The 24,239-nt window shown below is 43.2% G+C and carries 18 protein-coding genes; 12 read left to right on the top strand and 6 right to left on the bottom strand.

The features are described from left to right. Positions 1-61: 61 nt before the first annotated feature. Complete coding sequence (locus ZOBGAL_RS07560) at positions 62-295, bottom strand: acyl carrier protein (RefSeq protein WP_008269813.1); 234 nt, start codon at positions 293-295, stop codon at positions 62-64. Positions 296-455: 160 nt separating this feature from the next. On the opposite strand from ZOBGAL_RS07560, the gene purN reads away from it, so the two are divergent. The 4 genes from purN (at position 456) to ZOBGAL_RS07540 (ending at position 4,746) form a co-directional block, all read left to right on the top strand. Continuing rightward, positions 456-1,025 carry a phosphoribosylglycinamide formyltransferase gene (purN, locus tag ZOBGAL_RS07555; RefSeq protein ID WP_013992953.1) on the top strand — a complete coding sequence of 190 codons (570 nt, stop codon included), beginning with the start codon at positions 456-458 and terminating at the stop codon, positions 1,023-1,025. Next, a complete protein-coding gene (locus tag ZOBGAL_RS07550; protein ID WP_013992952.1) occupies positions 1,025-1,660 on the top strand; it encodes a ribonuclease H1 domain-containing protein in 636 nt (211 codons plus the stop codon). The genes purN and ZOBGAL_RS07550 overlap by 1 nt, the downstream gene beginning before the upstream one ends. A 215-nt stretch (positions 1,661-1,875) precedes the next feature. Next, on the top strand, positions 1,876-2,802 hold the full coding sequence (locus ZOBGAL_RS07545) for a PfkB family carbohydrate kinase (RefSeq protein WP_013992950.1): 927 nt from the start codon (positions 1,876-1,878) through the stop codon (positions 2,800-2,802). A 45-nt stretch (positions 2,803-2,847) separates the two neighbouring features. Beyond that, the gene (locus tag ZOBGAL_RS07540) at positions 2,848-4,746 is read left to right on the top strand and encodes an amidophosphoribosyltransferase (RefSeq protein ID WP_013992949.1); all 1,899 of its coding nucleotides are present in this window, start codon (positions 2,848-2,850) and stop codon (positions 4,744-4,746) included. Positions 4,747-5,945: 1,199 nt separating this feature from the next. On the opposite strand, the gene ZOBGAL_RS07530 is transcribed toward ZOBGAL_RS07540, so the two are convergent. Beyond that, on the bottom strand, positions 5,946-6,554 hold the full coding sequence (locus ZOBGAL_RS07530; protein ID WP_013992947.1) for a superoxide dismutase: 609 nt from the start codon (positions 6,552-6,554) through the stop codon (positions 5,946-5,948). A gap of 118 nt (positions 6,555-6,672) precedes the next feature. Between ZOBGAL_RS07530 and ZOBGAL_RS07525 the strand changes: the two genes are divergently transcribed. The 4 genes from ZOBGAL_RS07525 (at position 6,673) to ZOBGAL_RS07510 (ending at position 15,277) form a co-directional block, all read left to right on the top strand. After that, a complete protein-coding gene (locus ZOBGAL_RS07525; RefSeq protein ID WP_046287396.1) occupies positions 6,673-9,780 on the top strand; it encodes a UvrD-helicase domain-containing protein in 3,108 nt (1,035 codons plus the stop codon). Between the two features lie 11 nt (positions 9,781-9,791). Next, positions 9,792-10,985 carry a glycine C-acetyltransferase gene (gene kbl / locus ZOBGAL_RS07520; protein ID WP_013992945.1) on the top strand — a complete coding sequence of 398 codons (1,194 nt, stop codon included), beginning with the start codon at positions 9,792-9,794 and terminating at the stop codon, positions 10,983-10,985. Positions 10,986-11,098: 113 nt separating this feature from the next. After that, positions 11,099-12,457 (top strand): OmpA family protein, encoded by a 1,359-nt coding sequence (locus ZOBGAL_RS07515; protein ID WP_013992944.1) that lies wholly within the window; start codon positions 11,099-11,101, stop codon positions 12,455-12,457. Between the two features lie 63 nt (positions 12,458-12,520). Then, entirely contained in the window at positions 12,521-15,277 is a 2,757-nt protein-coding gene (locus ZOBGAL_RS07510; RefSeq protein ID WP_013992943.1) for a PD-(D/E)XK nuclease family protein, read from the top strand. A 21-nt stretch (positions 15,278-15,298) separates the two neighbouring features. Here ZOBGAL_RS07510 and ZOBGAL_RS07505 read toward each other — a convergent pair whose 3' ends face one another. Next, positions 15,299-16,009 carry an SDR family oxidoreductase gene (locus ZOBGAL_RS07505; protein ID WP_013992942.1) on the bottom strand — a complete coding sequence of 237 codons (711 nt, stop codon included), beginning with the start codon at positions 16,007-16,009 and terminating at the stop codon, positions 15,299-15,301. Positions 16,010-16,313: 304 nt separating this feature from the next. Here ZOBGAL_RS07505 and uxaC point away from each other — a divergent pair, with 304 nt between their 5' ends. From uxaC to ZOBGAL_RS07485, 4 genes are read left to right on the top strand one after another with little or no spacing between them, the layout of a single operon-like run. Beyond that, positions 16,314-17,717, top strand: a complete 1,404-nt coding sequence (uxaC, locus tag ZOBGAL_RS07500; protein WP_046287812.1) for a glucuronate isomerase — start codon at positions 16,314-16,316, stop codon at positions 17,715-17,717. Between the two features lie 11 nt (positions 17,718-17,728). Continuing rightward, on the top strand, positions 17,729-18,709 hold the full coding sequence (locus ZOBGAL_RS07495) for a TRAP transporter substrate-binding protein (RefSeq protein ID WP_013992940.1): 981 nt from the start codon (positions 17,729-17,731) through the stop codon (positions 18,707-18,709). Between the two features lies 1 nt (position 18,710). Continuing rightward, a complete protein-coding gene (locus tag ZOBGAL_RS07490; RefSeq protein WP_013992939.1) occupies positions 18,711-19,169 on the top strand; it encodes a TRAP transporter small permease in 459 nt (152 codons plus the stop codon). A gap of 5 nt (positions 19,170-19,174) precedes the next feature. Continuing rightward, positions 19,175-20,470 carry a TRAP transporter large permease gene (locus tag ZOBGAL_RS07485; protein ID WP_013992938.1) on the top strand — a complete coding sequence of 432 codons (1,296 nt, stop codon included), beginning with the start codon at positions 19,175-19,177 and terminating at the stop codon, positions 20,468-20,470. A gap of 216 nt (positions 20,471-20,686) precedes the next feature. Here ZOBGAL_RS07485 and ZOBGAL_RS07480 read toward each other — a convergent pair whose 3' ends face one another. From ZOBGAL_RS07480 to ZOBGAL_RS07470, 3 genes are read right to left on the bottom strand one after another with little or no spacing between them, the layout of a single operon-like run. Next, a complete protein-coding gene (locus ZOBGAL_RS07480) occupies positions 20,687-22,102 on the bottom strand; it encodes a GH1 family beta-glucosidase (protein WP_013992937.1) in 1,416 nt (471 codons plus the stop codon). After that, positions 22,103-23,116 carry a glycosyltransferase family protein gene (locus ZOBGAL_RS07475; protein ID WP_013992936.1) on the bottom strand — a complete coding sequence of 338 codons (1,014 nt, stop codon included), beginning with the start codon at positions 23,114-23,116 and terminating at the stop codon, positions 22,103-22,105. 22 nt (positions 23,117-23,138) lie between these two features. Next, the gene (locus ZOBGAL_RS07470; RefSeq protein WP_013992935.1) at positions 23,139-24,002 is read right to left on the bottom strand and encodes a UDP-2,3-diacylglucosamine diphosphatase; all 864 of its coding nucleotides are present in this window, start codon (positions 24,000-24,002) and stop codon (positions 23,139-23,141) included. Positions 24,003-24,239: the final 237 nt, after the last annotated feature.

The following is a 24,239-nucleotide window of genomic DNA, read 5'->3' as shown; positions in this document are numbered from 1 at the left end:
ATCCATGCGATAAAGGTTACCACATGGATAATTTTGAATCTCGTTCAAGAAATCATAAAGATTACTTCGCTTCTTCTATATAGCTAATGGCCTGGCCAACTGTTGCGATGTTCTCAGCTTGATCGTCGGGGATTTGAATATCAAATTCTTTCTCGAATTCCATGATCAACTCCACGGTATCCAATGAGTCTGCCCCTAGGTCGTTAGTAAAGCTAGCTTCCGTTACTACTTCGTTTTCATCCACACCTAATTTATCAACGATGATAGCTTTTACTCTTGATGCAATGTCTGACATAATAATATTGTTTTTAAAAAATTAAATTGATGGCAAAAATAAAAAACTTTGGACTAAATCCACTATTTGTCGTTAAAATGTCTTGTAATTTATAAAATTTCAGGATAAGAGCGGTATTTTTGATCTAAATAATTCGCTATCAGTAACGTTTAAAGGCTACATGAAAAACATCGTACTATTTGCTTCCGGTTCTGGATCCAATGTTGAAAATATCGTTCGCTACTTTCAAGATAATTCAAAGGTAAACATCAGCGCCGTACTTTCGAACAAAAAAGACGCTAAAGTATTGGATAGGTGCAATAATTTGAAAATCAACGCACTGTATTTTAATCGAAACGCTTTTTATGCCACTGAATGTGTGCTCGATATTTTAAGGGCATTCAATCCCGATCTTATCGTTCTGGCGGGCTTTTTGTGGAAAATACCCGAGAACCTTATCGCTGCCTTTCCCGATAAAATCGTAAATATTCACCCAGCCCTTTTGCCTAAATATGGGGGAAAGGGAATGTACGGAAATAATGTACACGAAGCCGTTCGGGCCAATAATGAGACCGAAACGGGCATTACCATCCACTATGTCAATGAAAATTACGACGAAGGCGCCGTTATTCGGCAAGTAAAAACGTCAGTTTCGACAGATGACACCCCAGAAAGCATTGCACGGAAAGTACATGAGCTTGAATACGAATATTTCCCGAAGGTTATTGCGCAATTGTTAGAGGTAGAATAATGGCGAAAAAGGCAAAATTCTATACGGTTTGGCAAGGAAAAAAACCAGGTATCTACGACTCGTGGTCCGATTGCAAAGCGGCCATCACGGGCTTCAAGGGCGCTCAATATAAGTCTTTTGAGACCTTTGAGCAGGCCAAAAAGGCCTTTAATGGCAATTACAACGATTTTAAAGGAAAGAAAAAAGGGAAACCCGTAATGACTCCCGAACAACTGCAAAGGTTCGGCACTCCCAATTACCATTCCATTTCGGTAGATGCGGCCTCCAGTGGAAACCCTGGGGTCATGGAATATCAAGGGGTCGATACCAAAACGGGCAAAAAACTTTTTAGACAGGGGCCTTTTGCCCAAGGAACGAACAATATTGGGGAGTTCTTGGCCATTGTGCACGGGTTGGCCTTTTTAAAACAGAACAAAAGCGACCGTATTATCTATACCGACTCCCGTACGGCTATGAGCTGGGTGCGTAAAAAGACCTGTAACACCAAATTAAAGGAGACGCCGCAGAACAAAGAACTTTTCGATTTGATCCGAAGGGCCTTGGATTGGTTGAAGAACAACTCGTACCAGACCCCCGTTGTAAAATGGGAAACTAAGGCTTGGGGCGAGATACCTGCCGATTTTGGAAGAAAATAAGCTGTTATTGGTATCGGTGTAAGGTTTAAAATATGCTTTGTGCGGCAATTGAATTGTTAAAAGTGGTTTGGGTTTTTGGGGCTGCATTCTTGTCAGTTGCCGTAGCTGCGGAGCTGAAAAAATCTAAGCTGACCGATCACTGTTTTTTGTAAGGGTATATTTGCACATATTCGCATTACAAAACCGTATATTTGCAGCTAAATTAAAAAACTTACATGGGCAAACTTCTAATCGTGGGCACTGTTGCCTTTGACGAAATTGAAACTCCTTTTGGTAAAACCGATAAAATTTTGGGTGGTGCGGCCACCTTTATTGGTCTTGCCGCTTCACAGTATAACGTAGAATCTGCAATTGTATCGGTCGTAGGTGAAGATCTTCCACAGGCTTACTTAGATGTATTAAAGGCCAAGAACATCGATCTTACTTCCCTGGAAATTGTAAAAGGGGGTAAGACCTTTTATTGGAAAGGAAAGTATCATAACGACCTTAACTCTAGGGATACCTTGGTTACGGAACTAAATACCTTAGCGGACTTTAACCCGGTAGTGCCTGAAGGTTTTAAAGATGCAGATGTGGTAATGTTAGGGAATCTTCATCCAAGCACCCAGTTGAGTGTTATTAATCAGATGAAAGAACGACCAAAGCTAATAGTATTGGATACTATGAACTTTTGGATGGACAATGCCCTACCTGAATTGACCGAGGTCATCAAACATATAGACGTGCTTACCATCAACGATGAAGAAGCACGCCAATTGACCAAGGAATACTCCTTGGTAAAAGCGGCGAAGGTCATCCAGGAAATGGGACCTAAATACTTGGTCATAAAAAAGGGAGAGCACGGAGCACTCTTGTTTCATGAGGGTAAAATTTTCTTTGCCCCGGCCTTGCCCCTAGAAGAGGTTTTTGATCCCACAGGAGCGGGAGATACCTTTGCAGGTGGTTTTTCAGGCTATTTGGCGGCAACGGAAAACCTTTCGTTCAACAATATGAAGAATGCTGTAATACACGGTTCAAATTTGGCATCGTTCTCCGTTGAAAAATTCGGCACCGAGCGTATGCAAGAACTGAAGAAGGACGAAGTGAACAAAAGGCTGCATCAATTTAAGGCCTTGACCCAATTTGATATAGAATTACAATAACGACACGCCCCAAATTTAGGGGCTTTTTTAATATGCAGATTTACAATGAGTGACGCTATCAAACATGAATGTGGTATTTCGGTAATTCGCTTGCTTAAGCCTTTGGAATACTATAAGGAGAAGTACGGTACGGCCTTTTACGGGGTGAACAAAATGTACCTGATGATGGAAAAGCAGCACAACCGAGGCCAAGATGGTGCCGGCTTTGCCAGCATAAAGCTTGATGTTGCACCGGGGGAGCGTTATATGAGCCGGGTGAGGTCAATAGCCCAGCAGCCGATACAAGATATTTTTGCCCAAATCAACGACCGGATCAATAGTACCCTTCAGGAACACCCCGAATATGTTGACGACGTTGCAGCGCAGAAAAAGAACATACCTTATATAGGGGAAGTACTTTTAGGGCACGTGCGCTACGGGACCTTTGGTAAGAATAGTATAGAGAGTGTACACCCTTTCTTAAGGCAGAACAACTGGATGCACCGTAATATTATTGTTGCGGGGAACTTCAACATGACCAATGTTCATGAGTTGTTCGACAATTTGATCCAAATAGGGCAGCACCCTAAGGAAATGGCCGATACGGTAACCGTAATGGAGAAAATCGGTCACTTTTTAGATGATGCCGTTGCCAAGTTGTACAAGCAGATCAAGAAAGAAGGGTACACCAAGCAGGAAGCTTCACCGATTATAGCAGAACGCTTGAAAGTGCATAAAATATTGAGAAGGGCCGCCAAAAACTGGGATGGGGGCTATGCCATGGCCGGTCTTTTGGGCCATGGGGATGCTTTTGTACTCAGGGACCCCGCAGGTATTCGCCCTACCTATTATTACCAAGATGATGAGGTGGTCGTAGTGGCTTCCGAACGTCCGGCGATACAAACCGTTTTTAACGTGCCTTACGAATCGGTCAAGGAATTGGATCCGGGACACGCCATTATTGTCAAAAAAGACGGTACTTCTTCCATAAACCAAATTTTAGAACCTGTAGAGCGAAAGGCCTGTTCTTTTGAACGGATCTATTTTTCTAGGGGAAGCGATAAAGAAATTTATCAAGAACGAAAGAAATTGGGGCGCCTGGTTTTTCCACAAATCCTTAAGGCCATTGACCATGATATAAAGAATACCGTGTTTTCCTATATACCCAATACGGCCGAAACTTCTTTTTTCGGAATGGTGAGGGAAGCACAAAATTACCTGAACAAAAGAAAAGAAGAGCAAATTCTTTCCATTGGTTCAAAAATTACCAGCCAAGAGTTACATGAAATTTTGGAGGTTCGTCCGCGGATCGAGAAAGTGGCCATCAAAGATGCAAAGCTGCGCACTTTTATTACACAAGATAGCAGCCGAGACGATTTGGTGACGCACGTATACGACATTTCATACGGTTCTGTGAAGAAAGGGGACAACCTGGTCATTATAGACGATAGTATCGTTAGGGGAACGACCTTAAAGAAAAGTATACTTCGCATACTCGATAGATTATCGCCCAAAAAGATTATTGTAGTATCGTCGGCACCGCAGATCAGATACCCTGATTGCTATGGTATAGACATGGCCAAGTTAGAAGACTTTATCGCTTTTAGAGCGGCCTTGGCCTTGCACGAAGAGCGCCAGACGATGAATGTTGTAGAAGACATCTATAATAAATGTCTAAAACAGTTAAATACTAAGGATAAAGACGTAATCAATTACGTTAGGGAATTCTATGCACCGTTTACCGCAGATGAGATTTCACAAAAAATCGGAGAGCTGCTCAGTCCTGAAGATATTCGAGCTGAAGTAGAGATCATTTATCAGAGCGTTGAGTCACTTCATGAGGCTTGTCCAAAGAATTTGGGGGACTGGTATTTCACCGGAAACTACCCGACACCAGGGGGCAACCGCGTGGTGAACAAGGCCTTTATCAACTTCTATGAAGGAAAGAACGAAAGGGCATATTAACGATTTGTTTCGATGAAATGCATTTTTTAATGTAGTTCGTCGATCATATAAGCTATTTAGCGTGTTTTTAACTTCTTACAGCTGTTGTGGGACTACATTTGGTCTTGCCATAGCATAAGTAGGTTAAGTTCATGGTAAGATTTGGGGCAAAAAGGTGGAGATTTCTCCACCTTTTTATTTTTACAGACTTTTCTAACCATCTATAAGGTTTTTTACCCTTCACCTGTATTGCGTTTCTATTCACAATATCTCTTTTTTGCTCATTTCGTGTCTTTTATCCGATTTTTATACGGTTCGGCAAAGATGTTTTCACTCGCCTTAACACGGCTGTATATTTGTAGGACCATAGCATAAGTAGGTTAAGTTCATGGTAAGATTTGGGGAAAAAGGCGGAGTTTATCTCCGCCTTTTTATTTTCCAATATTTTCAAAACCATTTTTAACTCCTTCCTCAGATAGTTCTCTTCTCCATAGTATAGCTCCAAAATATTGTAAATAATCCGGATTTTATTGATAAAGAGGTATTTCAGCCACGGTTTTGATCGTTCGTCCGAAACCTTTTTCTTAAGCCTCATAACGCTTTATATTAGTAGGACCATAGCATAAGTAGGTTAAGTTCATGGTAAGATTTGGGGAAAAAGGCGGAGTTTATCTCCGCCTTTTTATTTTTTCAATACATTGGAAACGATTTTAACTCCTTCCTCAGATAGTTCTCTTCTCCTTAGTATAGCTCCAGAACTTTAGAAATAATCCGGGCTTTATTGATAAAGAAGTATTTCAGCCACGGTTTTGATCGTTCGTCCGAAACCTTTTTCTCAAACCTGATAACGCTTTATATTAGTAGGACCATAGCATAAGTAGGTTAAGTTCATGGTAAGATTTGGGGAAAAAAGGTGGAGCTATGCTCCGCCTTTTTTATTATACAAACCCTTGTAAACATCAGACTTGACGGGCTTTTCAGGCGTTTTTGTCAACAATTGGGTTGAAAAAAAACCCCGAAAATAGTTTTTTTATTTCCCACAATACCAGTATTTTAGTATCGCCATAGCATAAGTAGGTTAAGTTTATGGTAAGATTTGGGACGAAAAGGGTGGAGTTTACTCCGCCCTTTTCTATTTTAAATAAGGAACTAAAAAAACCGCTACGATCTAAATCGTAGCGGTTTTTTGTGTTTTACAAGAGTAAATTCTCGGCTGCTTCTTACTTGTTGGCAGCGTAAAGTTCGGCAACTTTATTCCAATTGATAACATTGAAAAAAGCGCTGATGTAATCAGGTCTCTTGTTTTGATAATTTAAGTAGTATGCGTGTTCCCAAACATCAAGACCTAGGATAGGAAATCCGTCACAGCCTGTTTCGGGCATCAAAGGGTTGTCTTGGTTAGGAGTGGAGCACACTTCCAACTTGCCTCCCTTATGTACGCAAAGCCATGCCCAGCCTGAACCAAAACGGGTAGCGGCGGAAGCACTGAATTTTTCCTTGAAAGCCTCAAATGAACCGAAGGCACTGTTGATGGCATCTGCAAGTTCGCCAGATGGTTCTCCACCTCCATTAGGTGACATAACTTCCCAGAAAAGCGAGTGGTTGTAAAAACCGCCTCCATTGTTTCTGACGGCGCTGTTAGACATGTCTAGGTTCTCAAGGATCTCTTCGATCGATTTGCCGGCCAATGCAGTTCCTTCAATAGCACCGTTCAATTTGGTAGTGTAACCATTGTGGTGTTTTGTATGGTGGATTTCCATTGTTCTAGCGTCGATATGTGGTTCCAATGCGTCGTACGCATAGGGTAATTTTGGTAAATCAAAAGCCATTTTTATGTGTTTTTAGATTAAAAATTAACGAAACCAAATTTACAGTTTTTAACATACAAATTCACTAAATAATTTGTTAAGAACCTTTTTAGAATTAGTATTTTGCATAAAAAAGCACTTGCAACACAGCACTTTTAAAATATATAACGCTTCCGCGGGCTCGGGCAAGACCCATACGCTGACCAAAGAGTACCTTAAAATCGTACTCTCGCCAGGAGACCGTTTCAGTAAAATTTTGGCCATAACGTTTACCAATAAAGCGGTAAACGAAATGAAACACCGTATTTTGGACAGTTTGTTCAAATTTGGTCAGGTCAAGGACGAGGCCGGGGCTCCCCCACTTTTTCTTGACCTGATGAAAGAACTTGGTATCGATGCCGCTGAGTTGCGCCAACGTTCTAAGCAGACCTTAAAGGAAATTCTGCACAACTATGCCTTTTTCGATATTTCTACGATCGATAAGTTTACCCACAGGTTGATCCGAACCTTTGCCAAAGATTTAAAATTGCCCCAAAATTTTGAAGTGGTCTTAGATACCGACCTATTGCTCGATGAAGCGGTGGCAAAACTCGTGCACAAAGCGGGAACGGATAAACAGTTGACCCAGGTTTTGTTGGATTTTGCCCTGGAAAAAATTGACGATGATAAGAGTTGGGATATTGCCTATGACCTAGGAAACATAGGTAAGCTGCTCTTTAGGGAAAACCATGCCGAGCACCTGCAGAACCTCAGGGATAAAAATATTGACGATTTTGTGGGCCTGAAAAAAACCTTGCGCTCCAGAATAAAGGCTACTCAAGAAAGCCTTGTAGGCTTTGCTGACCTGGCCCTGCAGTTGATCGAGCAAAACGGATTGGAATTCCCTGATTTTACGAGGTCTTATTTCCCGAAATTCATGGAAAAAATTTCCAGCGGGGATTTGGCTATAGATTTCAACGCGGGGTGGAAGCAGAATTTTGAAGATACCGTACTTTATAATAAGTCTACTGCAGATGCTACAAAAGCCATATTAGATGATTTGCATCCACAGTTCTCTGAAATCTTCAATAAGATAAGGCATACGTTCTATGAGCTTTCCTTTCTGAAAAATGCCTATTCGAACCTAGTACCTTTAACGGTGCTGAACGCCATACAAGGGGAGGTCAAAAATTTACAGAACGAACGCGATCAACTTTCCATTGCGGAGTTCAATACTATTATATCAAAAGAAATAAAAAATCAGCCTGCGCCTTTTATTTATGAGCGTTTGGGTGAAAAATACCGCCATTATTTTGTTGATGAGTTTCAAGATACCTCAACCTTGCAATGGAATAACCTTATCCCTTTGATCGGTCATGCCTTAGAGGGGGAAGACCTGCAAGGAAATAAGGGCTCCTTGTTTTTGGTGGGCGATGCCAAGCAGGCCATTTATCGCTGGCGAGGTGGCCGCGCAGAACAGTTTCTTGATTTGGTCAATAAAACGGCGAGTCCGTTCGCAATCCCTGCCGAAACCGAATCCTTGCCTACCAATTGGCGTAGTTATGATGAGGTGATCAAATTTAATAACGACTTTTTTACCGCCACCAGTCCCTTTTTGAACAATGCCATGTACAATGCCATGTTCGTAGAAGGGAACCAACAGGGTTGTAATTCAAAACAGGGGGGCACCGTACAGCTCAAGTTTATAGATAAAGACGACGATAAGACCAAAGACGAACAGTACTGTGAGGAAGTACTGGCCACTATTGCGGCCGTCATCGAAAAAAAATACGGCTACGAAGACATTTGTATTTTGGTCAGGGGCAATCGGCAAGGGGTCTTGTTGGCCGATTTTCTCACCCAAGAACAAATACCGACCATTTCGTCAGAGAGTCTTTTGCTCAACAGTAGCGATAAGGTGCGTTTTTTGGCCGACCTCATTGGGTATATCGGTAACCCCGAAGACTTGGAAATCGCCTATAACCTACTTACCTTCCTTTCAAAAGGAAGACAAAGCAGGCACCAATACATTTCAGGGCACCTAAAAAGGCTGCCCGAACTGCTTAAAAATGAATTCGGTCTTGATGTAGACGAACTAAAAGAACTTTCGGTCTACGATGGTATGGAACGGGTGATACGCCAATGTAATTTGGTGGAAGGCTCTGACGCCTATGTTACTTTTTTTATGGATTTTGTTCTGGAAACCGAGCAAAAAGAAGGTACGGGCATTCAGGCTTTTTTAAACCTTTGGGAGAAGAAGAAAGGCAAACTCAGTATTTCGGCACCCGATAATATCGATGCGGTTCGTATAATGACCGTTCATAAATCGAAAGGGCTCGAATTTCCGATCGTGATATTTCCTTTTGCCAATGAGAATATCTACAAGCGAATGGATAAAAAGATATGGCTTCCGCTAAATGCCGAAGCTTTTGACGGGTTCGAGGAAATTTTGGTGACCGAGAAAAAAGAGGTTGAGCACTATGGCGAAGAGGCGGCACAGATCTATTCCGAAGAAGAACACAAAATGGAACTTGATGCCCTTAACCTTTTGTATGTAGCATTGACACGGGCCGAAAAGGCACTTTATGTTATATCGGAAAAGGATTTGGCCAAGGGGCAGCATAAAACGGATTATTATTCGGGACTCTTTATTGAATACCTAAAAGGAAAGGGCTTGTGGTCCGATGACGAATTGACCTATGCCTTTGGCGAACTTGAGGAAGCACCGCAAGTGCATCAAACAAAGGCCTTACGGCAAATCGATTATAGCTTTACCCATAAGGATAGGTCCGGGTTTAAGATTTTGACGCGTTCCGGAATGTTGTGGGATACCGATAGGGAAACCGCAATTTCAAAGGGAAACCTTATACATTATATATTAGGATGTATAGAAAGCGAAGAGGATATAGAGGCCGCATTAAACAAGGCGGTTCGGCAAGGTGAAATAGAAAAGCAGGAAATCGAGGAGGTGCGGGGCAAGTTAGAAGGCATCGTAAAACATCCGAAGTTAAATGCCTATTATACAAAAGGTAATACGGTCAAGAACGAAAAGGATATTATTACCGCCGAGGGCCAAGTTGTACGGCCCGATAGAATTGTCATAAACGGAAACCGGGCGACCCTTATCGATTACAAGACCGGTAAGGCCAATCCGAAGTATAAGGAGCAGCTCTATTTCTATGCCGATGCCTTGACCGACATGGGCTATGTTGTAGAAAATAAGATCATTGTCTATATTAATGATGACATAACACCAGAATTCATATAATAGAGGAAAAGATGTACGGAAAAATTCAGGAGCACCTAAAGCAAGAACTGGCGCAGATCAAGGAAGAAGGTCTTTATAAAAGCGAACGGATTATCACGTCGCCACAAGGGGCGGTGATCAAAATTTCAACGGGAGAAGAGGTCATCAACTTCTGTGCGAACAATTATTTGGGACTTTCGTCCCATCCGGAAGTGATACAGGCGGCCAAAGATACCCTTGATAGCCATGGCTTTGGTATGTCGTCGGTACGTTTTATTTGCGGTACCCAAGACATACACAAAGAGCTCGAAAGGAAAATAGCCGATTTTTACGGTACGGAAGATACCATATTATATGCTGCGGCCTTTGATGCCAATGGTGGGGTCTTTGAGCCCTTGTTTACAGCCGAAGATGCCATCATATCCGATGCACTCAACCACGCATCCATTATTGATGGGGTGAGATTGTGCAAGGCCAAACGTTACCGCTATGCCAATAGCGACATGGAAGACCTTGAAAAACAATTGAAGCAGGCCGATGCAGATGGGGCACGGTTCAAGATAATCGTAACGGATGGCGTATTCTCTATGGATGGACTCGTGGCTCCATTGGATCAGATCTGTGACTTGGCGGATCAATACGATGCCCTCGTTATGATAGATGAATGTCATGCAACCGGCTTTATAGGCCCGACCGGAAAAGGTACTTTGGAAGAAAAAGGTGTTATGGGCCGTATCGATATCATTACGGGTACCTTGGGCAAAGCCCTTGGTGGTGCCATGGGCGGATATACTACCGGTAAAAGGGAAATTATAGAAATTCTACGGCAACGTTCTAGACCCTATCTGTTTTCCAATTCTTTGGCGCCCGCTATCGTAGGGGCTTCCATTAAGGTATTCGAACTTCTTGAAAGGGATGCTTCGCTACGCGATAAGGTGCAGGAAAACGCGGCCTATTTCAAGGAAGGAATGAAGAAAGCCGGCTTTGATATTATAGATGGGGAATCGGCAATTGTGCCCGTAATGCTGTATGACGCCAAATTAGCGCAGGAAATGGCGAGTCGTTTGTTAGAAAAAGGAATTTATGTAATAGGATTTTTCTTCCCAGTAGTCCCAAAAGGGAAGGCAAGAATTCGTGTTCAGCTATCTGCTGCCCATGAAATCAAGCATTTAGACCGTGCTATAGAGGCATTTATCGAAGTTGGAAAGGACTTAAAAATCGTTTAAATGCACTATTTACGGCATTAAATGCGTTAAAAAAAATAAGAAATTGATTTTGTTAATAATATTTAACAACTTACATTTGCAGCTAATAAACACTTAAACTTAAAAATTTGAACATGAAACATCTTAGCAAATTATTGGTTGTTGCTGTCCTTATTGTAGGCATCAATAACATACAAGCGCAAGACGAGAATAATCCATGGCAAGTACAATTCGGAGTTAATGCCATAGATGTGTACCCGACAAGCGATGACAATTTCCCGACACAGACTAGTTCTTTCGGTAATGAGCTTATGAACGCTTCGGACCACTGGAATATTCTTCCTTCTATCTCCTATGTTGGTGTGTCAAGATCTGTAGGTGACGGTCTTTCCGTTGGTGTTAGAGGATCTTTGAACAAAATCAGCAAATTAGGTGATATAGGTGTAGACGATCTTTCGCACTACGCTTTAGATGGTACAATTAAATATAACTTCCTTAAGGAAAAAGTTGTAGATCCATTCGTAGAAGTAGGTGGAGGTTATACCTGGGTTGACGAAATTGGTGCTGGTACCGTTAACGGTGGTGTTGGTGTAAACTTCTGGTTTACTGACAACATCGGTCTTACTGTACAGACTGTTTACAAGCACGCTTTCGAAGATTACGGTCGTAAGCACTGGCAACATTTAGCCGGTATCTCTGTTAAGTTTGGTGGTACCGATACTGACGGTGATGGTGTATATGACAAAGATGATGCCTGTCCAGAAGTTGCTGGTCTAGAAGCTTTCAACGGTTGTCCTGATGCTGACGGTGATGGAATTGAAGACAGCAAAGATGCTTGTCCTAACGAAGCTGGTTCTAAAGAAATGAACGGTTGTCCTGATGCTGACGGTGACGGTGTTGCCGATAAAGATGACAAATGTCCTAATGAAGCTGGATTGGCTAACCTAGCAGGTTGTCCTGATGCTGACGGTGACGGTGTTGCCGATGGTGACGATGAGTGTCCTAACGAAGCAGGTCCTGCTGAGAACAAAGGATGCCCATGGCCTGATACTGACGGTGACGGTGTATTGGACAAAGATGACAAATGTCCAGAAGTTGCAGGTACTGTAGCTAACGCTGGTTGTCCTGAAGTTACTGAAGAAGTTCAAAAACAATTGAACGACTACGCTAGAACTATCTTGTTCGATACAGGTAAGTCTTCTATCAAAGCTGAGTCTACTTCTGTAATGGTTGACATCATCACTATCTTGAAAGAGTACCCAACTGCTAAATTTACAGTAGAAGGTCACACTGATAGTGTTGGTAGCAAGAAATTGAACCAAAGCCTTTCTGAATCAAGAGCACTTGCTGTAAAAGAGTTCTTAGTAGAAAAAGGTATCGAAGAGTTCAGATTGTCTGCTATCGGTTACGGTGAAGAAAAGCCAATCGCTTCTAACAACACAAGAAGTGGTAGAAAAGAAAACAGAAGAGTTGAAATCAACTTAGTGAAGTAATTTCTCTCAACTAAATAAATTGAAAAGCCCTGACATTTGTCAGGGCTTTTTTTATTTTTGGCTATGCAGAGTTTTCTAGAGGAAGTAGTCAAAGAAGTTTGGAATAAGCACAGTTCACATGAGCATATCGTTTTTGTGCTGCCGAGCAAGCGTGCGGGTACGTTTCTGAAAAATGCTATTGCCAAATCGGCCGACAGTACCTTTTTTGCCCCTGAGATATACAGTATCGAAACCTTTATCGAACAGGTTTCGGGTTTATCGTATGCTACCAATACCCAGCAACTCTTCATCCTATACAACACCTATCTTAAGGAGTCTTCAAAAGAGAAGGACAGCTTTTATAGTTTCTCCAATTGGGCGCAGACCCTTTTACAAGATTTTAACGAGATCGATCGATATTTAGTTGACGCCAAAAGGCTATTTTCGAATCTTGCCGCCATTCAAGAACTGACACATTGGTCGGTTCAGAAAGAGAAGACCCAAATGATGGAAGATTACCTTCGTTTTTGGCATAATCTCGAATCGCTCTACAGCAATTTTAACGAGGCCCTTTTGTCTTCTGGCCTTGGACATCAGGGTTTGGTATATCGCGAAGCGTATGATAAGTTGGGCGACTATCTCGATGAGAACCCCGGCAAGTTCTTCGTTTTTATTGGGTTCAATGCCTTGAATACGGCGGAAACCAAAATCATACAGCATATACTCGAACATGCCGACTCCGATATCTATTGGGATATTGATTCTTATTTTCTTGAGGATAAGGTACACGATGCAGGCTTTTTTTTAAGACAGCATCTTAAAACATGGCCTTATCTTAAGAACAACGCCTTAAAAGGAGTAAGTTCGTATTACCTTGGCGATAAGAATATCAATATTATCGGTGTGCCGAAAAATGTATCGCAAGCAAAGTATACGGCACACTTACTAGAGGAAATACAGGCCAAACAACCCGCTGATTTAGCCCGTACCGCGGTAGTGTTGGGCGATGAATCCCTTTTGAACCCTGTCTTGAATTCCATACCTGAAAGCATCGAAAGGGTCAATGTTACCATGGGCTATCCTTTGAACAAGATTCCCTTGGCCAGTTTGTTCGACCAGTTCATCAATTTGTATATCAATCGCAACGAACAGGGTTGGTTTTACCAGAACCTTTTGTCGTTTTTGGCGCATCCGTACGTGCAGACCCTTTTGCACGCCGGGAATACGGCCGAAAGGGGGCATTCTATTGAGGAAACTATTAAAAGTAAGAACTGGGTCTATATAAATGCGGATCAGATCAAACAGATAGAAGGGGGCGAAGGAGGGGCTACCCAGCTTCTTTTTCATAAGGAAACACCTTCTCCCAAAGAAATTCTGGAACTCTGTTTACGTATCATCGCGGTCCTTAAAGACCGGCTTCATAACGCTAAGGATGCCCTGGCATTGGAGTATCTTTATAGGTATTTCAATCTGTTCAACCAGCTATCGGACCTGGTTACCAAGTACGAGTTTATAACCGACCTTAAATCTTTATTGGGACTTTACCGTGAGCTATTGTCTTCTGAAACCCTTGACTTTCAAGGGGAGCCTTTAGAAGGCCTACAGGTAATGGGAATGCTCGAAAGCCGTAACCTAGATTTTGAGACCGTAATCATTACTTCGGTCAACGAAGGCATCCTACCTTCGGGAAAATCGAACAACTCTTTTATTCCCTTTGATCTTAAGGTGCAATTGGGCCTTCCTACCTATAAGGAAAAGGATGCGGTTTACACCTATCACTTTTACCGCTTGTTACAAAGGGCTAAAAATGTCTATATCCTTTACAACACCGAACCTGATGTATTGGAAGGCGGTGAGCGCAGTAGGCTTATCAACCAATTGCTGACCGATGAAAATAGAAGCTTGAACATACATGAGAGCGTGGCCTCTCCTGCAATAGTGCCGAAACTGCACGCCTTGGAATCTATAGAAAAAGACGCGGGTTTAATCGAATTGATAAAGGCCCATGCCCTAAGGGGGTTTTCACCGACCTCGCTGAGCAATTATGTACGCAACCCCATTGATTTTTACAAGCGCAATTTACTCGGTATAGACGATGTGTTGGAGGTGGAAGAAACCATAGCCGCCAATACTTTCGGAACTATCGTTCACGATACCTTAGAGGAACTCTATACACCTTTTATAGGAAGCATCTTGACTGAGGAAAAGCTGGTGGATGCTAAAACAAAAGTGGTGGAACTGGTAAAAAAACACTTTGCCAAGACCTATTTGGATGGTGATATTTCGAGGGGGAAGAACCTTATAGCATTTAATGTAGTGCTCCGTTATATCGAGAATTTCATCAATCTTGAAATTGCCGATGTCAAAAAACATCAGATCAAGATCATTGGTTTGGAGGAAAATTTAAAGGTGGCCTTAGACATTGATGGGATTGACTTCCCGATCAACCTAAAAGGAAAACTCGATAGGATCGATGAAGTTGATGGTACCTTGAGGATCATAGACTACAAAACGGGTAGTGTTGAACGGAATCAGTTGGAAATTGTAAATGGTACATCCATTACCTCCGATTACAAGTTCAGTAAAGCGTTTCAGCTGCTGTGCTACGCGGGCATGTATGCATCGGAACACCCAGGGGTGCTTATGGAAGCGGGGATCATATCGTTTAAGAAACTGGGGTCGGGCGTTATGAAGTTCGCTACCAAGGATAAGGCGGGGAACGGGGCTAAAAAGGAAACAAAAATAGGGAAAGAAACCCTTTCCCTATTCTCTACCGAGCTTAGCGCCCTAATTACCGAAATCTGTGATATAAACATTCCCTTCACCGAAAAGGAAGTCTAGCTTATACCATAGGTTTCCTATTTATTTTTTATCCGGTCTTGTAGGTCGTACCTCTATTTTACTTGGCAAGGTACGCGGATGCATTTTCAGCAGGTCATATACAAGTTCGCCAATGTCTTCGGGCTGAATTTTCCAGGCATCCTTTTCATTGGTTTCGTTACCGGCAAAATCGGTCGCCACCGAACCGGGCATAATGGTAGATACCTTGATGTCATACTTGCGCAAATCTAGCATGGCCGCTTGGGTAAAACCGACCACCCCGAATTTTGAGGCGTTATATCCGGCTCCCGAAGCAAAAAAGTTGGTGCCGGCCAAACTCGCCAGGGTAATGTAGTAGCCCTTTGATTTTTTCAAGGCTTCTACCGACGCCTTCAGGGTGTGGAATACACCGCTCAAGTTCGTGTCTATCATTTGGTGCCAGGCATCCTCTTCAAGTTCGTCTACCGGGGCAAAATGGCCTACACCGGCGTTGGCTACGACCACATCTAACTGGCCCCAAGTATCCAATATCTTTTGAACCGCTGCCTTTTCATCGCCATGTTTGGCAACGTTTGATGCCAAGGCTAGAACACGGCCTTCCGCGTCGAGCTGCTTTGCAGCTTCCTGTACGGTTTCAAGCGTGCGTCCACTGATGGCCACTCGGGCCCCTGACTCTAATAATTTGGCGGCTACCCCGTAACCGATTCCCTTTGATCCTCCCGTGATATATACTACTTTATCCTTTACATCCATGTGTTTCGTTTTTTTTATAAAATTAAATCGATTTAAACAGAGAAGAAAGAGAAGGGCGTTATACTTTTCTTAAATGCGAGATCTTGGCCGTTTTAATTCTGAATGTGGTCAATACGATACTATTTGTGCAATTTTAACAGTCGGCTTTGTTAATATTGACTAGTGTTTGTTGCCCTAACGTTGATTGTGTAGTTTTTCTTGCCTATACCAGAATAGTAACCTATTTTAGAGGCAGCAGGTTGTTTCTAGAACCATGGAAAGCCCTGTAAAAGAAAAAAGAAGTTTGAACTACGTTGAAAAACCAATAAAAGTGACCAAATTTTTAGACGATAATTTTTTGCTCGAGAGCAAGCAGGCACAGACCCTCTATCACGAGTATGCCGCCCAGATGCCCATTATCGATTACCACAACCATTTACCGCCTAAAGACCTAGCCGAAAACCGGGTTTTTACGAGTATTACAAAGGCTTGGATCGATGGGGACCATTACAAGTGGAGAGCCATGCGTACCCTAGGTATCGATGAGAAATACATAACGGGCGAGGCTACCGATAAGGAGAAGTTCATGAAATGGGCCCAAGCGGTTCCGCATACGATGCGCAACCCATTGTACCATTGGACGCATCTGGAGTTGTCTCGGTATTTTGGAATTACGGAGACCCTGAACGAAAAGAACGCTTCAGCGGTATACGATGCCACTACGGAAATGCTACAGTCCCAAGACTTTGGTGCCAGGGGGCTTATCACAAAAATGAACGTAGATGTACTTTGTACTACCGAAGACCCGATCGATACACTGGAATATCACCAACAATTGGTGAAAAGCGATTTTAAGACCAAGGTGAGCACGGCCTTTAGGCCCGATAAGGCTATCTTGATCGGTAGCGAAACCTATAATGAATATGTCGATAGTTTGTCAAAGGTTTGCGACACCGAAATTACTACCTATGACGAGCTGTGTGATGCACTTCGGCAACGAATCGAATATTTTAATTTTAACGGTTGTTTCGTGTGCGACCACGGTCTATCGCACCTGTATGCCGAAGATTTTACCGAATCGGAAGTAAAAGCTATTTTCAAACAAAGAAGAGGTGGAAGTCAAGTAAGCCCCTTGGAAGCGGCGAAATTTCAGAGTGCCCTTTTGTTGTTCCTTTCAGAGACTTACCACGAATTTGGTTGGGTACAACAGTTTCATTTGGGGGCCTTGCGTAACAACAATACGAGAATGCTTTCCGAATTGGGTCCCGATACGGGATGGGATTCCATAGGTGATTATAGCCAAGGCGAGAGTCTCTCTAAATTTCTTGATACCCTCGATAGCAAAAATAAACTTACCAAGACCATACTCTATAACTTAAACCCTAGGGACAATGCCTTAATGGCAACCATGACCGGAAACTTTAACGATGGAAGTGTCAAGGGCAAGGTACAATGGGGCTCCGGATGGTGGTTCTTGGATCAAAAGCACGGTATGATCGATCAGATCAACACCTTGTCGAATATGGGACTTATCAGCTGTTTTATCGGGATGCTTACAGACTCAAGAAGTTTCCTTTCCTTTCCTAGGCACGAATATTTCCGTCGGATTCTCTGTAACCTGTTCGGCAATGAAATGGCCAAGGGCGAACTTCCCAACGATATGGAGTGGATCGGTACCATGGTACGGAACATCTGCTACAATAATGCAAAAGAATACTTCGATCTTTAATTAAGAGCTACATGAAACTATATTTAAAAGTTGTTTTTTTCAGCCTAGGTATGCTGTTGGTAAATGGCTGTGGCGAGCTTAGCGGCACCCGTACCTTGCGTTTGGCCCACGGCCTCGATGTCAATCATTCGGTACACAAGGCCATGGTTAAGATGGGTGAGGACCTGAAAAGGGTCTCAGGGGGCAAAATGCGCCTCGAAATTTACCCGAACCAGCAATTGGGTACAGAGCGCCAATGTTTGGAACTCCTGCAAATAGGCAGCTTGGATATGACCAAGGTGTCGGTAGGGACTTTGGAGAACTTCGCGCCAAAAATGAAGGTATTGGGCCTGCCCTTTTTGTTTAGGGACAGGCAACACTCATTCGATGTGTTAGACGGCCCTATTGGGCAGGAACTGTTGAACGACGGTGAGCAATATTGGCTCAAGGGATTGGGGTATTACGATGCCGGAAGCCGTAGTTTCTATACCAAAGACCGCCCCATAAATAGTCCGGAAGACCTTGAAGGTTTAAAGATCAGGGTTATGGAAAGTGTTACGGCCATGGACATGGTAAAAGACCTAGGGGGTTCACCAACGCCCATTTCTTGGGGCGAACTGTATACGGCCCTACAACAAGGTGTTGTCGACGGTGCGGAGAACAACCCGCCTAGCTTCTATCTTTCCCGACATTACGAAGTCTGTAAATTTTATACCCTAGATGAACATACCGTATTGCCCGATGTACTTTTGGCAGGTACCCATTTGTGGGATAGCCTTTCCGAAGAAGAACAAGGCTGGCTCAAGCAGGCCGTTGACGGATCCATCGGTTACCAACGTAAACTATGGGCCGAATCGGAAGAGGAAGCATTGGCCGAGGTAGAAAAGGCAGGGGTTGAAATTATCAGGCCCGATAAAAGTCTCTTTTCCGAAAAAATCAAGGATTCCTTTGACAAGTACAAGGATGACGAGGCCATGTATAAATTGATTCAAGAAATTCAAGCAACCAAATAATATGGAATTACGGAAAAACATAGACAAGGTGTTGGCCTATTTTCTCGTTACGATAATGGGCGTTATGGTGTTAAACGTTCTGTGGCAGGTGTTCAGCCGATTTTTATTGGGCTCTCCGAGCTCCTTTACGGATGAATTGGCCAGGTACCTTATGATTTGGATCGGGATATTGGGTGCGGCATATGTGTCGGGAAAAAACCTGCACGTAGCCATTGATGTTCTGCCAAAACGCTTCAGTGAAAGAACCCAGCGCAAACTACAGCTAGTGGTCCATTGGTTGGTGATACTCTTTAGCCTAGGGGCCTTGGTCATCGGAGGGTCTCGATTGGTGTATATTACGCATGTACTCGACCAGCATTCTCCGGCCTTGCAAGTTCCTTTATCCGTGGTATACTTGGTGATACCCATAAGTGGCTTGCTCATTATCTATTATAAAATATCTGACCTTCTTAACGATTAAGTATTATGGAGTATTTACCAATTTTAGTTTTGGTGCTGAGTTTTGTGGTTTTATTGGCCATTGGAACCCCCGTTGCCTGGAGTATCGCCATATCATCTGTGCTTACCATGTTGGTGAGCATTCCGGTATTACCGGCATTCACAACGGTTTCCCAACGTATAGGGACAGGACTTGACAGTTTTGCGCTTTTGGCGATTCCGCTCTTTATCCTTTCTGGGGAATTGATGAACAAGGGAGGTATCGCACACCGCTTGATCGCCTTTGCGAAGACCCTAGTGGGCGCTTTGCCCGGAGGTTTGGCCTTGATCAACATTGTTTCCGCCATGCTCATGGGGGCCATTGCAGGCTCTTCTATGGCCGCTGCGTCTGCCATGGGAAGTATTTTAGGGCCGGAGATGGAAAGGGAAGGCTATTCCCGTGAATTTGGTGCTGCCGTAAATATAACGGCCGCTACGACCGGTCTTGTCATTCCCCCTAGTAACGTGCTTATCGTCTATTCCTTGGCAAGTGGAGGGGCTTCGATCGCGGCCCTGTTCTTGGCTGGGTATATTCCTGGAATATTGACGGGACTCTTCCTGATGATCGTTGCTTCGTTCTGGGCAAAGAAAAAGGGCTATAAGGTTGGGGAGCGCAGCTCGTTCAAACAGATCTTTAAGACATTTGTCGATGCCCTTCCAAGTCTTTTTATGTTGGTAGTCGTTATTGGCGGTATAGTTGTGGGAGTCTTTACGGCAACCGAAGCTTCGGCCATAGCCGTACTGTACAGTCTGTTGTTGGGACTCTTTTATAAGGAGATTTCATTCGAACGGCTTCCTAAGATTTTATTGGATTCTACCTCTACGACCGCTATTGTCATGCTCTTGATCGGAGCTTCAATGAGTATGTCTTGGGCCTTATCATACGAGAATATTCCCCAAGAAATAAGCTCTGGGCTTTTGGGCATCAGTGACAATAAAATCGTAATACTGCTTATCATCAACTTACTGCTTTTGTTCGTTGGTATTTTTATGGATATGACCCCGGCGGTATTGATCTTTACGCCCATATTCTTGCCGGTGGTAACCAAATTAGGATTAGATCCCGTGCATTTTGGTATTATTATGGTTCTGAACCTTTGTATCGGACTCTGTACGCCGCCCGTGGGCTCAGTGCTCTTTGTGGGGGTCGGTATTGCCAATACTACCATAGAAAAGGTCATAAAACCGCTATTTCCATTGTTTATCGCCATGATAATAGCCCTACTGCTCGTAACCTATATTCCGCAGCTTAGTCTGTGGTTGCCTAGTTTGTTCGATTTGTAGGATGCCCTAGTGTATTGGACCGATTTATGAACGGATTATATTTGTGGGGTGCTCGTATGCACCCCACTCTGATTTTAAGGGTAGCGAGGTAATTTCATGCTTAACACAAGCATAATAAAGCCCTAATCTTAGGGTTACGGTCAGGGCCCGAATAAGACCCATCTTTGCCGTGCAATATCCGGCATACGTTCTTATTTGAATTAGCTTGAATAATATTCAGCCGATGGGGACATCGGTTTTTTTGGTTTTAATGGCTTTCGTGTGTTTTCTTCCTTTTAAGAAATTACCGTACCATTTTCCCGAAGCCTTGATGGTGCGCTTTAAGGTTTGAAAATCGATATGCACCAAACCGAACCGCGGATAATAGCCTTCGGCCCACTCAAAATTGTCGGTAAAGGTCCATACAAAATAACCCGATACTTTTAATCCTTCCGAACGGGCCTTGTGGACCTGTGCGAGATAGTTTTGAAGATAGGAGGTTCGTTGGGTGTCATTGACTTCCCCTTCCTCCATACGGTCTTTAAAGGCGGCTCCATTTTCGGTAATCAAAATCTTGTTTACGCCCTTGTAAGCGTTGAATTTTTTCAACATTTCGTATATGCTGGGCGGGTAAACCTCCCAATCCATTAAGGTCGTTGGGACGTTTCGCTCCGTGGCCTTTACAATTTTAGCCCTTAAATAGGGTACCGTATAGCTGTGGCGAACGACTTCCCGCGTATAGTTTTGAATACCGATAAAATCAAACTCAAAAACGCTGTTCTGGGCGTCTTCGGGTCTTTGGTATTTTTTTATTTTCCGAAGAACGGGTATACTTTCATTAGGGTAACCAAGGCCCAGGCTCGGTTCAATAAACAGTCGGTTTAAAAGCGCATCGGCCTTGTGGGCCGCCTTGATATCCTTTTTGCTTTTGGAGCGAGGTGTAATTTGCGAACAGGAAAAAGTGGTTCCGATTACGGCCTTTGGTACGGTTTTGCGTAATGTCTTTCCGCCCAAGGCCTGACATAGAACGGCGTGGTGTATAGCGGGAAGAAAGTTTTTGAGTCCCTTTTTACCAGGGGCGTGTACGCCTAAAAAATAGCCCGCCCCGGTAAATACCATAGGTTCGTTGAGTACCATCCAATGTTTGACGCGGTCACCGAAATTTTCGGCGCAAATTTGTGCATAGGCTTCGAACCAATGAAGTATTTTTCTATTGGTCCAACCGCCTAGGTCTTCAAGGGCCTGGGGTAGGTCCCAATGGTAGAGCGTGACCCAGGGGGTAATGCCGCACTCGAGACAAAAATCAATGAGGGCGTTATAGAAGTCGATTCCTTTTTGATTCACCTTGCCCGTACCGTCGGGCAGTATTCTCGACCATGATAATGAAAAACGGAAATGGTCGATATTCATTGATTTCATCAGGAGAATATCAGCTTTGTACCTGTTGTAGAAGTCACAAGCGATCTGCCCGTGTTGGTCTTGAAAAATGTTTCCTTTTTTGCTTACGAAGCCATCCCAAATTGATTTTCCCTTTCCATCGGTTTTATAGGCGCCTTCAATCTGATAGGCTGCGGTAGAAACGCCCCAGACAAAATCGGTTCCAAAATCTTCAGCTTGCAAGTCAAATAGGGGAGTCCCACTGGTATGCGTCATTTAAAGAGGTCTGTTTTTTTGAACCGTTAACGATTCTTGTAATACCGATTCTATTATTTCATCGGTAATATCGGGGTAGTGCACATCTAACCTGACTTCGGTGTCTACCCAATCTTTTATCTTGTCAAGATGCTTCATCTTTAGTGATTTGATTACCGGAACCCCCATTTCTTTTAGGGCGGCGGCATTGCACTGCTGTTCATATTGACCTTTCATGGGGATGACCAAAAGTTTCTTCTGCATATGTAAGGCTTCGGCCGGGGTCTCAAAACCTGCGCCGCAAAGCACCCCCTTGCTGCTTGCCATACTTTTTATAAACGCCTCATTGGTAATGGGGCTAATGGTAATATTGTTCGAAAAAATCTCTTTTTGGTTGTGCTTAGAGAATACCTGCCATTTTACAGCCTTTATTTGAGAGAGCATATGGAGGAGTTTCTCATCGCTGTACGAGGGAAGGTAAACGGTGTAGTGTTCTCCCGAGGTGCGGGTAGTGGACCTAACATCTTGTCTGATGATCGGGGTAAATATACGTTCGTCATAAGATTTAAAATGGAATCCGTATTGGGTAGTTGACGGTGCGTATTTTTCGAGTATGATCTTACCTATAGGGTCGTTTTTCTTCGGTTTGGGGGCATAGCGAGATAAAACGGCCGCCTGGTGGCTCAATGCCACACAAGGAAGGTTCTTGGTCTTGCAGGCCCATGCCGAAATGGGTTCAAAATCGTTGATGACCAAATCATATGCCGCCACCGGAACGCTTTTTATTTCCTTCTTTATCCTGGCGGAATTTGTCTTTAGATAGGTGCTCCACATATCAACGCCACCTTTTTTTCCGAATATAAAACTCCATCCGCTTAGCTGGTATTTTACGGGAAAGGGAAGTTTAATATCGGCTTGGGTGCCACTGACCAGTATATCTAGTTCTATATTCTTTTTCATTAAGGCGGGAATGATGTCGCGAGCCCTGCTCAAATGCCCATTTCCCGTGCCTTGTATGGCGTAGAGTACTTTCATCTACCTTGTTTTTTGAGGTGGGTCATTTACTTACTTTTGATGCGACCATATCGTTGAACTCTGACATAAGGCTCTGGAAAAGTTCTTTTTTTTCCAGCATATCAACATGGTCGTTATGGTCTGAATTGTAGGATTGAAGGTACATGTCGTCTTCGTACCTGTATAGCTCCCATTTGCCTTTGGTGTATTCAAGTGCGGTAAGGTTTTCGATCCAATCTCCCGAATTTAAGTAGATTACCGAACCGTTTTCGGTTTCTATGGATTTGATCTCGGGTTGGTGAATATGGCCACATACGACGTAATCAAAATCGTTTTCTATGGCAATATCCGCAGCGGTTTGTTCGAAGTTGTTGATAAACTTTACTGCCGATTTTACACTGTTCTTTATTTTTTTGGACATGGAAACAGGACCCCTTCCAAATTTTTTATAGCAGAAATTTACGGCGCTATTGATGAGTATGAGGGTATCGTATCCAATGGCCCCCAACTTTGCCAACCATTTCGAATGCTGCATGGTAACATCAAAAACATCGCCGTGAAAGATCCAGGCCTGCTTGCCATGTACCGTTAAGACCAGTTTATTGACGATACTGAAGGAGCCAAGCTTAAATCCGGAAAATTTACGCATCATTTCATCATGGTTGCCGGTAATGTAGTGTACCTGTACACCTTTGGCAATCCACTCCATAAGCAATTTTACCACCTTCATGTGCGATTTGGGCCAGTAACGTTTGTTGAACTGCCATATATCTACAATATCGCCGTTGAGCACTACTTGCTTCGGGTTGATAGATTTTAGGTACTTGATAAGTTCTTTGGCATGGCAACCATAGGTGCCAAGGTGTACGTCTGAAATGACAACAATATCAACAGGTCTTTTTTTCATGGTAACGAAGGGGGCTAGGCTTTCTGGGTTTTTTGAATTTTAGGAGGCGAAAAATAGCTTCTAAGTTGCGAAATTAGAATGTGGGCCATAAGGGCGGATAGGTATACCGGAACTATTTTCATACAGAGAAAACAAGTTTCGATAAAGATTGGGTTTTTAGTTGACACGGCCGTAAACTCTAGATTAACAATTTGTTAGTTAATCTTTACGTGTGAAGAGGTGGTTTTTCGACATGAA

The organism is Zobellia galactanivorans (genome assembly GCF_000973105.1).
Taxonomy (GTDB): domain Bacteria; phylum Bacteroidota; class Bacteroidia; order Flavobacteriales; family Flavobacteriaceae; genus Zobellia; species Zobellia galactanivorans.
Note: the sequence above shows the minus strand (reverse complement) of the source record. Positions and strands in the feature narration are given on the sequence as shown.